Origin of the sequence: Elusimicrobium simillimum, from assembly GCF_049639735.1 — a bacterium.
GTDB classification, from domain to species: Bacteria; Elusimicrobiota; Elusimicrobia; order Elusimicrobiales; family Elusimicrobiaceae; genus Elusimicrobium; species Elusimicrobium simillimum.
In genome coordinates, this window is the sequence record NZ_JBEVVA010000003.1 from 992,739 (window position 1) to 1,006,871 (window position 14,133).

Genomic DNA, 14,133 nt, shown 5'->3' on the forward strand with positions numbered 1-14,133 from the left:
AATTTTAATACAGGCTTATGAAAAAAAATTTTATAACAATAGGCACATTTGACGGGGTACATAAAGGGCACGGCATGCTGTTTGCCCGCCTAAAAACTTTGGCTAAAAAGCATAAAATGAACTCCATGGTTTTGTACTTTCCGCTGCCGCCCAAAACGCTTATGTCACCCGTGCCGGAGCTTACCGTACTTACTCTGCCTGACGAAAAATTAGCTTTAATCAAACAGGCTAAGCCTGACTATGCGGACGCGCTTAATTTTAAAGCCTGTAAAAACATCAGCCGTGAAAACTACTTTGATATTTTGCTTAAAACTTATAATATGGGCGGCCTGCTTGTGGGGCGTGACTTTGCTTTTGGTAAAGACAGAAAGGGGCATATAGATTTTTTACGCAAAGCCTGCGCTAAGGCGGGTATAGTGCTGGAAGTGGAAGACTTTTTTAAAACCGCAAAAACCGACGGGCACAAAATATCCTCTTCTCTCATACGCAAGACTTTGGCGGAGGGGGATGTGAAAACCGCTAATAAATACCTCGGCCGCCCATACAGCGTTAGCGGCATTGTGGTAAAGGGCAAGCAGCTTGGCCGCCAGCTGGGCTACCCCACGGCAAACCTGGATATCGGCATATATAAAATACTGCCGCTTGGCGTATTTGCCGTAGAGGCCGTGATTGGCAAAGAAAAGTTTAAAGCAATGGCAAATATAGGTTACCGCCCTACAGTAAACCCCATACACTCCAATGTGCCGTTGGTGGAGGTTAATATACTTAACTTTAACCGTGATATTTATGGTAAAACGCTAACTATAAATTTTGTTTCTAAAATAAGAGGGGAGAAAAAGTTTAACGGTTTACCCGCCCTTATCAAACAGCTTGGCACAGACGCCCGCGCCGCCGCCAAAGCGGTAAAAATATAAAATTCATATAATTTCTCCCTTTCGTAAAGGGAGTACCTGCAAAGCAGTGGAGGGATTTAATGAGCGAGGTACGAGCGCATTAAATTAGTACTGTTATAAAATAAGGTCATGTTGAGGAGGCGCGTCAACGCGCCGACGTAGACATCTACCGCTTTGAAACTATAGTTATTTTTTATAAAGTAGATCCTTACATTTTTGCGTTGGCGCAAAAATTCAGGATGACTTTATTTTATATAAAATATTTTAATTAACACAAAATAAAAGCCTGCCAAAGTAATTTGGCAGGCTTTTTAAGTGGGTAAAATCAACGTTTTTTAGATTTTTTATGCTGCGGGCACCAGGTCATGTGGTCGTTAACCATGCCTGTAGCCTGCATGAAGGCGTAGCATATGGTGGAACCTACAAATTTAAACCCGTTAGCCAGCAAGGTTTTGCTCATTGTATCTGAAACAGCGGTTTTGGCGGGAATTTCACGCATGTCTGTAAAGTGGTTTACAATCTGCTTGCCGCCGGTAAACTGCCAAATAAACTTGTCAAAGGTGCCGTACTCTTTTTGTATTTTAAGGTAGGCCTTGGCGTTGGTTATCATTGAGTTAAGTTTAAGGCGGTTTCTTATAATGCCGGGGTCAAGCAGCAGCTTTTCTATTTTAGCCGGGGTATATTTGGATATTTTTACGGCGTCAAAGTTATCAAACACTTTACGCATGTGCTCGCGCTTATTTAAAATAGTAATCCAGCTAAGCCCCGCCTGCATGCCCTCAAGTATAAGCATTTCAAACAGTTCTCTGTCGTCATGCAGCGGCTTGCCCCACTCGCTGTCGTGGTATTTTATATATTCCGGCGTGGTGGCCCAAGCGCATATTTTTTTATTCATAATTTATAAAAAAATCCGGGCTAAAGAAAAACCCGGATTTAAATTTTAGTAATCTTTTCTTACAAAAACGCCGGTGTAAGATAGCAGCGATGTGCCTATAAACAGCACCAGACAGTAACACAGCCACCAGGCTTTTGCCTTAGGGCTGGGCTCTACGGCGAAAGCGTAGTATACAAAAGAGCCTATTATACGCATTACCACCAGCCACAGGCCGGTCATAACCAGCTTGAAAAGCACATCAAGCGTAGCCCAAAAAACATTGCGTGTTTTATAAGGCATTAAAAAGTAATTATTTAAGAAATTTTTTACCATTGTCATAGTTTAATCCCTCTTTATAGTAGCAAATTATTTCATCCAGCGTTGCGGGCGCTGGTACGGGTATTTAGAGTTTGTAACATTGCCTGATGTGTTTACCGTGGTCCCGGTGGCTGCTGTGGGGACATATGTTGTGTTATATGTTGGCTGGGTTGTGTAAGTGGTATCAACCGGGCCTGAGGAATAAGGGCGGTAGGCATTGTCAGAGTCCGTTATTGTAGCGGGCTGGTTGTAGGTTACCGTGTCCGCGGGCTGTTGTTTAACTTCCTGCACAACGGGTCTTGCCGGTTTGTACTCTTCCTGTTCAAAATCACCACCGTAGGTAACCTGCTTGCCGCTTACGCCAAAGGGGATAACAAAGGCAAGTTTGTATGTTTTGTTGCCATGGTCATAGGGCAGGTAGGCGCCGTCTATACGGCCCCATTGGCCCAGGTTTACGCCCGCGCCAAAGGTAAAGTTGTCTGTATAGTTTGTGTCTATGTAGCCCAGTCTTAAAGCGAAAATATTTCTAAGCGCGTATTCTATACCCGCGCCCCATCTGGTGTGGTCGTCCTCTTTGCCTATGTCAAAGCGCAGGTCGAAGGCGTTTTTACGGTCCATGTTGATTACGTAAGATACGCCCGCGCCGTAAGTGTCGTCCGTATATAAATTCTTTTTACCGCCGATGTTGGAGTAAACGGCGCCTATGGTAAGGTTGCCCACGGGGCGGATAATCATACCCACGTCGCCTACAAGGGCGTTTTCTTTATCGTCGCCTACATTGTACCAGCCTTGCTTTAAGTTTACGCCGAAGGTTACCGGCACGTTTATACCCGCTTTTAAAAGTGATATGCTGGCGCCTATTTTGGCCTCGCCGTTTTTGGCGTCCGCGTCAGAGTCGTAAAGGTAGTTGCCAAAACCTTGCACCGCTATACCGTAGTTAAAGTTATAGCCTAAACCGAGAGAGTAAATTTGCTCCGCGTGTTCGCGTTTGTGCCATGCGCCGCCAACTTGGCCCTGGCTGGAAACCTGTGACGCCGGGTTGTATGAGGCGGCAAAAATATCATCCTCAAACCCCGCTATATAGGCCGAACCTAAAGCGGCGCCTTTTACGGACGGCTCCATAATAAACGCATGCGCGGACGCTGTTAAGGCAAACATAGACAGCAGCAAAATAAACTTTTTCATAACTCTCCTGTGAGGGGGGATTTTAAGGTCCCCGTTAGGGTAAAATAATATTACCCATATTATTACATTTTTTTCACACATTTTACTACTGTGTTTTTTATTTTTTGTAAAACAAAAAATCCTCAATAAGATTACAATAGCAGGAACAATCTAAAAAGCCCCGCATTTGCGGGGCTTTGAAATTAAAACATATATATTGTCATTTTAGGCAGCTTAACGGCGGTACTGCTTTGCCGTATCGTTAAGGTCCTTTTGTATTTTGGATATTTCGGCTGTTCTTTTATATTGGTCTGTTGTATCGATTTTTTTTGTTTTTTCAAGAAAAACTTCAAGAGCTGCTAATATCTGCAATGTTTGAATTTTATTTTTAGGCTCTTTGTAATCATTTATAATTTGTTCGTATATCCACACAGAGTTTAAATCATATATACGGGCAGAGTCTGTTTTTGGAATGGTCTTCCATACGCTTTTGAGAATACTTTTTAAGGAACCAGAAAGTGCTGAAGAAGAATCCGCTGCTATTATTTTTTCAAAAGATTCAATAAAATTGTCAGAAATGGTTAAAGGTTTAAGTACGTTTTTAGAAAGACCATCAATAGCATTAGAAGAAGATTCTTCTGCAAAAGTAGTAAGAATCTGTTTGGCCTCAATATTTTCTTTAGTTATATTTTTATCTTTTTTAAATTCTTTTAAATATTGTTTTTCTAATGTGTTTATAATTTTTTTTCTGATTTCACAGATTTTGTTCATAGCTTCATCAGAAGAAAGATTATAGTATTTGCTGGTTGCAGGGTCTTTTAGGGCAGAGATATAATTTTCATATGATCCTGCATATAGATTAAAGTAAGAAAAAATAGTAAGTGTAAATATTGCTAAAAATATTTTCCTCATAACTTCCTCCATATAAAATGATAACTAATTATATCACAAAAAGCCGCCTTTAAAAAGGCGGCTTTTTGCATATCAAATCTGGTGTCACCGGGTGGGCTCGAACCACCGACCTGGCGCTTATGAAACGCCCGCTCTGACCAGCTGAGCTACGGTGACGTGATAATATATTATATCAAAAAAACTTAATTTATTGCAATCTCAGAAGTAAAACTACCTTTTAAATTAGTACTGTTGTCTTTAAAACTTGCTTAGGGCAGGCGTATATTACAATTTTTTGCTTGAGACCCTCACGCCCGTACCTCGCTGAGGGAGCGGCACTTTTTTAATTAATAGATAAAGGGCGGAGACTAGCTCCGCCCCTACAAATACTTTTTTCTCTATTACTTTTTAAGTTCTTTTAGTTTTGCGTCTAACTCAGCCAGGTTCCAACGCACGGCCTCTTTAGATGTGCGGGCTTTGTATTCGCACTGGTTGGCTTCTATTGTGCGGCTGCTTATTACCAGGCGGTGCGGCAGGCCTATAAGGTCAGCGTCTTTAAATTTAACGCCCGGGCGGTCGTTACGGTCGTCTAATAAAACGCTGAAGCCAAGTTCCGTAAGCTTTGCGTAAACTTCGTCGGTTTTGGTTTTAACGGCCTCATTAATGTCAGCGTCAATAGAAACTAAATAGAAGTCAAACGGCGCGATGGGCGCGGGCCAGATAATGCCATTATTGTCGTGGCTTTGCTCAATGGCTGCTGCCACCACACGGCTGATGCCTATGCCGTAGCAGCCCATAATAAACGGTTTTGCCTGCTGGTTTTCGTCTAAGAAAGTGGCTTGCATGGCTGTGGAATATTTGGTACCCAGTTTAAATGTGTGGCCCACTTCAATGCCGCGTGTAAAGTTAAACTGCGTGCCGCATTTGCCGCAATGGTCGCCGGCTACAGCTACTTTAAGGTCGGCGTACATATCAGGTGTAAAATCACGGCCGGGGTTAACGTTAATTGTGTGCGTGTCTTTCTCATTGCCGCCCGCAATGCCGTTGATAATGCCTTGAACGTGGTGGTCCGCGACTAGTTTAATATCTTTGTTCTTTTCTTTAAGCCCCATGGGACCTGCGTAGCCTACAAAAGAGCCTGTGACTTTGGTGTAAGTTTCCTCGTTAGCTTTTTCAAGTTCTGTTATTTTAAGGAGCGCTTTTAATTTGTGCTCGTTAAGTTCATGATCGCCGCGGACTAACGCGACAAGCGGTTTGCCGTCGGCCATAAATACAAGCAGCTTTATAAATTTATCGGCGGTTTGGCCAAGCATTTTTGCCACGTCTTCAATAGTTGTTGCGTTAGGTGTTGACACGTTTTCCATAGCTTTTAAATCTTCCGCTTTGGGGGCGTCATACTTAGGCACTGCTATTTCGGCCTTTTCGGTATTGGCGGCGTAACCGCATTTGGGGCAGTCGGCAATTTCGTTTTCGCCGGTGTCGGCAAGTACCATAAACTCGTGCGAGAAGTTGCCGCCTATCGTGCCTGTGTCAGCCTCAACTGCTTTAAAGTTAAAACCGCAGCGTGTAAAAATTTTGCTGTAGGCCTCGTAGATTCTCAGGTAGTATTCGTTAATAGAATCTTCCGTGGCGTGGAAAGAGTAGCCGTCTTTCATGTAAAACTCTCTTGCTCTCATAACGCCAAAACGGGGGCGTATTTCGTCCCTAAATTTGCTGGCAAACTGGTAGAGCGATACGGGCAATTGCTTGTAAGAGCTTACGTCTCTGCGTACCATGTCTGTAATAACTTCCTCGGCGGTGGGGGCAAAGCAGAACTCGGCGCCTTTTCTGTCTTTTATTCTCAGCAGTTCTTTACCGTAGAATGTCCAGCGGCCGCTTTCTTCCCAAAGTTCTTTGGGTTGTATGAGGGGAAGCCAGACCTCGTTAGAGTTGGCGGCGTCCATTTCCTCACGTACAATCTGTTCTACTTTTTTAAGCACGCGCAGGCCCAGCGGCAGCCATTCAAAAATACCGCTGGCGGTTTTGCGTATAAGCCCGGCGCGTATCATAAGCTTGGCCGATAGCGTATCAGCGTCTTTAGGCGCTTCTTTTAAAGTGGGTAAGTAGTAGTTAGAGAGTTTCATATTCATTGGTTCCTTTTTATTATTTAAAAAATTTTGTTATTTCCTCGCCCTTTTAGGGGAGAGGAAGTTTTGCCGCGTCGTTTACCGCATCGCGGTTGCGGCAAAGCAGGTGAGGGTATTATTCTACTTCTTTTAATATTTTCTCATAAACTGCTTCTGGATTTTTTAATACATCATTATTCCAAAATCTTAAGATTTTATAATTCTCTGATTGTAAATTCAAATCCCGTTGTTTGTCTTTTTCACTTTCACAGTGTTGACCGCCATCAACTTCAACAATCAAACGTTTATCTATGCAAATAAAATCAACTATATAATTGTACTTTTTTATAAAATGCTGTCTTCTAAATTTTAGACCTGTTTTGTTGCCTTTTAATAAATTCCAAAGTTTTGTTTCTGCCGGAGTCATATATGCGCGGTTATATTTTTTTATGTTTAAAATAAATTCTGGTGCGCCCATATCTCACCCTCACCTGCTCGCTGCGCTCGCTTCCTCTCCCCTAAGAGGGAGAGGATATAAAATTATTTCCTTTCTTTTATTTTGTTTATTATGGTTTCTATCCATTTGGCTTGCGGTATTTTGCCCGCCGCCGCGCCTTGCTCAAACCACAGGCCCTCGCCAATGCCGCCGGCTATGCCAAAATCAGCGTCGCGCGCCTCGCCGGGGCCGTTTACCACGCAGCCCATTACGGCTATTTTAAGGCCTGTTGCCTTTTTAAGCAGGTCAGCGTCAGAATATATTATTTGTTCAAGTTCTTTTACTGTTGCGCCAATATTAACCTGGCAGCGGCCGCAGGTGGGGCAGGAAATAATTTCCGGCCCAAATTCACGCAGTCCTACAGCCTTTAAAATTTCATAGGCGGTGCGTACCTGCATGGCAGGGTCTTCCGTCAGAGAAACGCGTATTGTAGCGCCAATGCCCTTGCTAAGCAGCGTGCCAAGGGCGATGCTGCTTTTAACAGTACCCGCCAAAAAGCTGCCCGCTTCCGTCAGGCCAATATGCAGCGGCACGTCAGATTGTGATGCAAAAAGCTCATTAGCGGCAATTGTGCGGGGCATATCGTCCGCTTTAAGCGATACTAAAACATTTTTAAAATTAAGCTGCTCAAGGGTGTTAACCTGCTCCAACGCTTCGTCAACCATAATTTTAGCCCATTCTTGGGTGGTCAAATTAGGTTTACCCTCAAAGCTTTTAAGGTATTTGAGCGAGCCTGAGTTAACGCCTATTCTTATGGCTACGCCGTTATCCTGCGCTGCTTTTACAACTGCTTTAACATTGTCTATCCCGCCGATATTGCCGGGATTAATGCGCACCTTATCAACGCCTTGCTTTATCGCTTCCAGCGCCAGTTTGTAATCAAAGTGAATATCCGCCACAAGAGGCGTGTTAATAGCTTTTTTAATTTGCCCAAGCGCCTGTGCGGCCGCTATATCGGGCACCGCTACACGGTTAATCTCGCAGCCGGCAGCTTCAAGGCGTAAAATTTGCGCTATGGTGGCCTCGGCGTCACGTGTGTCAGTGTTGCACATAGATTGCACGCGGACTAGGTTTTTGCCGCCTAACGTCCATTTGCCTACTTTAACTTCTCTTGTGTTTTTTATCATATTAAAATTTGCTTATAATGGCCGAACCTATACCCGTAACCATCGCTTTTAAAATAGGTAAAAGTGCAATAAATAACGCCGCTAATCCAACCCACAGCCATATTTTTTGCGCTTTTGTAAGTTTTAATTTACCGTGGAAATAATAAGAATTGTAGCCCTCTTTCTCTACCGCGTACCTGCCAATTGGCAATACCGGAATATATATAAGCACAAGATATAACGTATTGCCGTAAACTTTTGTGCCTATCCCATTCCACGTAAACATTGGTGGGGCTGATTTTACGGGTGTTAGCGCCTGCCCATCGGTTAAACCCCAGCCGTCGCGCTGTTTTTTCTTTTCCATAACATGCGCGTGCAAAGCGGTAAGATATTCTTTTTCTTCATCAGTCAGGCCGTGGTAATTAGCGTTATCTATGCCGTCAACAAGTATTGACATAGCGTTATTATAACAGTTGGCCTTTATGTTAATAAGAGCATCTTCTTGAAACTTTTCGCAAGCGGGGGAATACTTAGTTTCCTCGGTGTTTTCTTCCATATTATTTACCTGTTTCCACGGTTTCTACAGCGGCCGGCTTTTCAGCCGACGCTTTAAAAAATATTCTTTTTACGTCGCCAAAAGTAGCGTATAGAACTAAAATTATAATTAGTGTAAAACCAACATTTAAAGCTTTATTTATAGCTTTTTCAGACGGTATTTTACCTGTAATGCCTTCCCAGATAAATACCAAGGCGTAACCGCCGTCAAGTATCGGTATAGGAAAAAGGTTAAACATGCCTACCGCTAAACTGAGCAGGCCTATCAGCCACAAAAAGTACATAAGGTCAGTATGCACGGCGGTGTGGATAATATTTATGATGCCAACCGGGCCGGCCAAATCCGGCGCTTTTTTAGCGGCGAAGCTTTTGTATATGGACGAAAGCGACATATGCGTCCAGTAATAACACTGGTAAGCGCCGTCTCTGATTGCGCCTAAAGGGGTGGCTTTTTTGTATACCTGCATCATTTGTATACCCAGCACAGCTTTACCGTCAAAATCTTTTAATGGGATTGTTACGGCGGTAATTTCCTCACCGCGCTGATAGGTTAATTTCATGTCGGTTTTGTTAGCCGTAATAGCGTCTGTCATTTGAGCCCATGTTGTTACTGCGGTAGCGTTAATTGTTAAAATTTTGTCGCCCTCTTTCATGCCGTGTATTGCGGCGGGGTGGCCCTGTACTACTGCGCCTACCACGGGGGGGATTTTGTTGATATCAGTTTCCGGCGTGCCCATAATTATAACCAAAAGCGTAAACACAATAAACGCCAGCACATAGTTCATAATAGCGCCGCTTAGCACCATTAAAAGTTTTTTCCACCAGGCTTTAGAGGCAAACTCATAATCTTTAGGCGTTTCTTTGTCTTTATCCACAAACATTTCGCCCGCCGGGTTGACGTAGCCGCCAAAGGGTATCGCGCGCAGTGAATACTGTGTATGCCCTACTTTTTTTGACCATAACAGGCGGCCGAAGCCGAAAGAAAATTCATACACTCTTATGCCTACCATACGGCAGACAATGTAGTGGCCAAACTCGTGTATAAGCACTATGGGGCTGAGCGCTACAAGTACGGCTATAAGCGTAATTACCCCGCTTGATATTGATGAAAACATATTGATAATGACTCCTTAGACTATTAATTTAAAAAACTTTTTTCTCTCCCTGCTTTTATAAGAGAAAAAATTGACTTGTTATTATTTCCTCGCCCTTTTAGGGGAGAGGAAGTTTTGCCGCTTTGTTTGCTGCGTAGCAGCTTGCGGCAAAGCAGGTGAGGGTATTTTTTGCTGTTATAAGGTGAATTAGCTTACAACAAAATATTTGTGTATATCACCCTCTCCCTGCCCTCTCCCCTAAGAGGGAGAGGTAAAGACTGATAAGAATATAACTACCTTAACTGATTTAATATTACTTCATAAACTGCTTCTGGATTTTTTAAAACCTCATTATTCCAAAATCTTAAAACCTTATAGTTTTCCAGTTTTAAATTCAAATCTCTTTGTTTGTCTTTTATATTTTCGCAATGCTGCCCACCGTCTATTTCTAAAATAAGACGTTTTTCTATACAAATAAAATCAGCTATGTAATTATACTTCTTTATTAAATGCTGTCTTCTGAATTTATGACCTGTTTGGGCAGCTTTTAACATGTTCCACAGTTTTCTTTCAGCAGGGGTCATATTGCGGCGGTTATACTTTATGATGTTTGAAATAAATTCTGATTCGCCCATATATCACCCTCACCTGCTCGCATTGCTCGCTTCCTCTCCCCTAAGAGGGAGAGGAGAACTTATTTAAACAATAGTTTTTTTGTATAACTTGTTGTCTAATAATTCCTTTGCTTTTTCGCGCGCCCAGCCGTCTATTTCCAGCGCTTCCATCAGGCTTATTTTGCCTGTGGGCGTTTTGCATACTTTAAGCACGCTGTAAATAAGTTTGGGTATGTCCGTAAATAAAATCTTTTCTTTTAAAAAGGCGTCTACCGCTATTTCGTCCGCCGCGCTTAACGCCGCCGGTAAACCGCCGCCTTTTTGCGCGCACCACATAGCCATTTCAAGGCAGGGGAAACGCTTAAAGTCAGGCTCGGCAAATTCAAGTTTGGCCATATCAGCCACACTCATTTTTGGCACGGGGCTTGGCAGGCGTTTGGGGTACGTAATAGCGTACTGTATGGGCAAACGCATGTCGGGCAGCGACATTTGCGCAATTATACTGCCGTCGTTAAACTCTACCGCCGAGTGTATGATTGACTGCGGGTGAATAACAATCTGTATTTTTTCAAGCGGCAAATTGAAAAGATGCATTATTTCAATAGCCTCAAAGCCTTTGTTCATTAAAGTGGCGGAGTCTATAGTAATTTTTTTGCCCATTACCCAGCGCGGGTGCGCCAGCGCATCAGCAGGCGTAACACGGCTTAAAGCGCCTTTTCTTTTAAAGAACGGCCCGCCGGAAGCTGTTAATAAAACTTTTGAAATGTCTTCCTCTTTCCTGCCTGCCGGGGTACCTTGCAAAGCCTGGAAAATGGCGCTTGGTTCAGAGTCTACCGGCAAAATTGTGGCGTTCCAGCGGTGGCATTCTTCCATAATGCTTTGGCCGGCCATAACAATAGGTTCTTTGTTGGCCAGCGCTATGGTTTTGCCGTTTTTAATAGCTGTTACCAGCGGCATAAAGCCCGCCGCGCCCACAAGGCCATTTATAATTAAATCAGCGCTTGGCAGTGATGATAAAAATATTAAAGAGTCCGCGTCCGGCGGCAAAAGTTTGGTGCCCGGGGGGACATGTTCTTTAACCTGCTGGTATGAGTCCTCATTCATAGCCACAACAAAACGGGGCTTAAATTTAAGCATTTGCTCTGTAAGCAGTTTGGCGTTTGCGTTGGCTGTAATTGCAAGTACGCTGTACTCAGGCCCCAGGCGGCTGATAACGTCCAGCGCGCTTACGCCTATAGAACCGGTTGAGCCTAAAACAACTATATTTTTCATATAAAAAATAATACCGTGTAATAAAATACAGGGGCAAGAAGAAGGTAAGAGTCAAACCTGTCTAAAAAACCGCCGTGGCCGGGAAGTAAGTTAGAAGAATCTTTTACGCCCGTGCTGCGTTTAATAATACTTTCCGAAAGGTCAGACACCTGGCCCACTATGGCTATAATAAGCCCTAAAACCGCGGCCTGCCATACGGTCATAAGAGTAGGTAAAAATAAAGCTCTTAACCCTATGGCCGCCAACACGGCAAACAATGTGCCGCCCACTGCGCCTTCCCAAGATTTTTTTGGGCTGACTTCTTTGTTCATTTTATGTTTGCCAATAGCGCGGCCTACAAAATATGCCATAGAATCGCAAATCCATACTGTTATAAGCATAAAAAGGGTAAGATATTCACCGTAGGTTGGTATGTCGCGTATGTTAATTAAATGCGCCAGCGTCCACGGCACAAAAAATACGCCAAAAAATGTGAAAGCCACTCTTTCAAGCGAGCGGTTGGGCGTAATAACCTCAACAAACATTATTCCCAGTATTACCACGCTGATTGTAAAAGGGTACAGGTTATCAGGCAGAGCAACCGGCACTACGCCCCTGCCCACAATAGCCACAGCGGCCATTATAATGCCAAAAAATACCAGTGAAAACAGGTGCACCGGCTTACGCCCCGCTTTCATGATAAGCCCGTACTCATAAAGACAAAGGGCGATAACACAGCCAACAAAAGCCATGTAAACAAGACCGCCCATATGTATGGCGGCGATAATTAAAGGTATGCCTATAACGGCTGTAATAATTCTGGGAAGTAACATATTATAATTCTACTAAAAATTGCATTTTACGTATAGTGGCGTCCCGCATAACCTTTAAATACCCCTTTACAAAAGTATGAATATTATTATAATAATAATTATAGGTCTTAATTTAATCAAAGGGAGACACCCAATGAACACAAAAAGAAAAGTTGTCTTTTTCTTTGTAGCTTTAGCCGTTGCATATGTGGTGCAAGCGGCAGAGCCGATGAAGATGACAACCTATTACCCCACGCCGTACGCGTCGTATTCGACAGTAACTGTGGGGGAAACTAACATAGGCACAGAGAGCGGCGGCGGCGCGCTGGCCACACAAAACCTTAATGTTACCACGTTGGAAGTTGGCGGTTCTTTAACTGCTGATAATGTTACGCAGCTTAAGGCCAGAACTCTTAGAGTTGGCCCGGCGGCAAGCACATCCGGCGGTAAATTAAAAGCGTCTAAAATAAGGCTTAACGCTGATTTAGAAGCAAATAATATTGAAGCCGCGCAGGCGCATATAGTTGACACCATAGATTTTGGCGGCAAGGTATTTCCATACGCTAAAGCGGCTGTTCCGTCCGCTGAAACTTTATCCTGGAAAGAAATTACCTTTAAAGGGCTGGACGGTAAAAAGAAGAAAGGCAAGTTCTTAGTTATAGACGTGGAAAACACCTGTTCTGAACACGCTTACGCTGTTCCATACGGCGCAACTGAAGAAATAAGCCAATACGAAATAGAAGTAGTGGCGGCCTGCCAGTTTTTAGGTTATCCCGTACCGTCTGATATTTTTGTAACGGACGACGTTGATGTTATAGACGAAACCTTCAGATACTGCGAAGCTTTAATAGAAGCAAACCTTTGCGATGATAACGAGGAAGTGTTATACACCTGCGAAACTCTTGAACCGAAAAGATGTATAGACGTAATGTCAGTACCCGGCGGCACAGTAGATTTAACGGCGGAGACCGGGGAATGGAACTGGATACCGTTTAACGGCTTCCAGGGTATAGCATTGCCCTATACTCCGGGCAAAAGGTCAGCGGCTGCGTCCACCAGCTCTGGCACAGGGTCTACCACACCTCAACTTAGAGCGGGCGGCTATACGCAGTTCCCTCCGGGTGTAGAACTTGAAATAGGCCCGGGCGGCGGCGGTATACAGGCAGTATTGCCGTGTGAATACTGGCAGGGCTGTGCATCGCGCCCTACAGAGTACGAAAGACAGCTTTGCGCCAGAATGCACAACATAATGTGCCCGACAACCTTACAGTTACCTGACACAATAAAATTAAGAATGGTAAGCTGCTGCGATGAATATACACCGCCGGCAGGGTCAAACGTTGGCGGAGAAGAACTACTTATGTGTAAGTATGACCATTCTATAACGGTTAAAGACTGCGGTTTGGGTGAATTGCTGCCCCAGTGTGAGGACCAGGACGGTTATAATGATTACACTATTAACGAACCTGATTACTTTAGCAGCGGGGCTTGGTTCCCGGCTAACGGTTCATCTTTCAGCACTCCCGGCTATCACATAGACGTGTATGTGGACTCACATTCAGACTTAGACTGGGTTTACAGCGCCAGCGGGCCCGAGTGGCCGTTTGACAACGGCGGCAGCGAAGGGAACGTTATGTCTTATGAAAGAAGAGACCAGATAAAATCTAACCCCAAAGCATACGGCGCTTGCGGCGATGACTCATGGGTTGTGTGGACGGGCGGCCCTATGCCTACCCCCGCGCAGATAAGAAATCATTTTCAAACAGACCCTTGTGAAGACGCTACGTATGCCGCGGGAGCCACAAGAGCGCAGTGTAAAGTGTTTTTTGAGGTTGATTTCAGTTCATATGTAAACGTAGGTGCTTTTACGTATACCTGTGATAAAAAACCGTACTACAAAGCTTCAACTGCTTTCTGTGAATACAGATAGTAAAAATATAAAAACCCCCGCTCAAAAGAG

General features: G+C 43.9%; 14 protein-coding genes and 1 tRNA gene. 2 read left to right on the forward strand and 13 right to left on the reverse strand.

Features of this window, described 5'->3' with window-relative positions:
• The first annotated feature begins 17 nt into the window (after positions 1–17).
• A complete protein-coding gene (ribF, locus tag AAIR98_RS05475; RefSeq protein WP_423971197.1) occupies positions 18–914 on the forward strand; it encodes a riboflavin biosynthesis protein RibF in 897 nt (298 codons plus the stop codon).
• A gap of 304 nt (positions 915–1,218) precedes the next feature.
• Here ribF and AAIR98_RS05480 read toward each other — a convergent pair whose 3' ends face one another.
• The 13 genes from AAIR98_RS05480 to AAIR98_RS05540 form a co-directional block, all read right to left on the reverse strand.
• Positions 1,219–1,788 carry a DNA-3-methyladenine glycosylase I gene (locus AAIR98_RS05480; protein ID WP_423971198.1) on the reverse strand — a complete coding sequence of 190 codons (570 nt, stop codon included), beginning with the start codon at positions 1,786–1,788 and terminating at the stop codon, positions 1,219–1,221.
• Between the two features lie 45 nt (positions 1,789–1,833).
• Complete coding sequence (locus AAIR98_RS05485; protein WP_423971199.1) at positions 1,834–2,106, reverse strand: hypothetical protein; 273 nt, start codon at positions 2,104–2,106, stop codon at positions 1,834–1,836.
• 27 nt (positions 2,107–2,133) lie between these two features.
• Positions 2,134–3,270 carry a PorV/PorQ family protein gene (locus tag AAIR98_RS05490; protein ID WP_423971200.1) on the reverse strand — a complete coding sequence of 379 codons (1,137 nt, stop codon included), beginning with the start codon at positions 3,268–3,270 and terminating at the stop codon, positions 2,134–2,136.
• A gap of 213 nt (positions 3,271–3,483) precedes the next feature.
• Positions 3,484–4,161: a hypothetical protein gene (locus AAIR98_RS05495; protein WP_423971201.1), complete on the reverse strand. Its 678-nt coding sequence runs from the start codon at positions 4,159–4,161 to the stop codon at positions 3,484–3,486.
• A gap of 79 nt (positions 4,162–4,240) precedes the next feature.
• Positions 4,241–4,317, reverse strand: a tRNA-Met gene (locus AAIR98_RS05500).
• A 224-nt stretch (positions 4,318–4,541) separates the two neighbouring features.
• On the reverse strand, positions 4,542–6,263 hold the full coding sequence (locus AAIR98_RS05505) for a proline--tRNA ligase (RefSeq protein ID WP_423972037.1): 1,722 nt from the start codon (positions 6,261–6,263) through the stop codon (positions 4,542–4,544).
• Positions 6,264–6,381: 118 nt separating this feature from the next.
• The gene (locus AAIR98_RS05510; RefSeq protein WP_423971202.1) at positions 6,382–6,723 is read right to left on the reverse strand and encodes an endonuclease domain-containing protein; all 342 of its coding nucleotides are present in this window, start codon (positions 6,721–6,723) and stop codon (positions 6,382–6,384) included.
• Positions 6,724–6,785: 62 nt separating this feature from the next.
• Complete coding sequence (ispG, locus tag AAIR98_RS05515) at positions 6,786–7,868, reverse strand: flavodoxin-dependent (E)-4-hydroxy-3-methylbut-2-enyl-diphosphate synthase (RefSeq protein WP_423971203.1); 1,083 nt, start codon at positions 7,866–7,868, stop codon at positions 6,786–6,788.
• Between the two features lies 1 nt (position 7,869).
• On the reverse strand, positions 7,870–8,403 hold the full coding sequence (locus tag AAIR98_RS05520; protein ID WP_423971204.1) for a hypothetical protein: 534 nt from the start codon (positions 8,401–8,403) through the stop codon (positions 7,870–7,872).
• Position 8,404: 1 nt separating this feature from the next.
• Positions 8,405–9,517, reverse strand: coding sequence for a M50 family metallopeptidase (locus AAIR98_RS05525; RefSeq protein WP_423971205.1), 1,113 nt, complete (start codon positions 9,515–9,517; stop codon positions 8,405–8,407).
• 272 nt (positions 9,518–9,789) lie between these two features.
• Positions 9,790–10,131: an endonuclease domain-containing protein gene (locus AAIR98_RS05530; protein ID WP_423971206.1), complete on the reverse strand. Its 342-nt coding sequence runs from the start codon at positions 10,129–10,131 to the stop codon at positions 9,790–9,792.
• 63 nt (positions 10,132–10,194) lie between these two features.
• Positions 10,195–11,382 carry a 1-deoxy-D-xylulose-5-phosphate reductoisomerase gene (dxr, locus tag AAIR98_RS05535; RefSeq protein WP_423971207.1) on the reverse strand — a complete coding sequence of 396 codons (1,188 nt, stop codon included), beginning with the start codon at positions 11,380–11,382 and terminating at the stop codon, positions 10,195–10,197.
• Positions 11,379–12,194, reverse strand: coding sequence for a phosphatidate cytidylyltransferase (locus AAIR98_RS05540; protein ID WP_423971208.1), 816 nt, complete (start codon positions 12,192–12,194; stop codon positions 11,379–11,381). The genes dxr and AAIR98_RS05540 overlap by 4 nt, the downstream gene beginning before the upstream one ends.
• A 133-nt stretch (positions 12,195–12,327) precedes the next feature.
• Between AAIR98_RS05540 and AAIR98_RS05545 the strand changes: the two genes are divergently transcribed.
• Positions 12,328–14,103: a hypothetical protein gene (locus AAIR98_RS05545; RefSeq protein ID WP_423971209.1), complete on the forward strand. Its 1,776-nt coding sequence runs from the start codon at positions 12,328–12,330 to the stop codon at positions 14,101–14,103.
• The last annotated feature ends 30 nt before the right edge of the window (positions 14,104–14,133 follow it).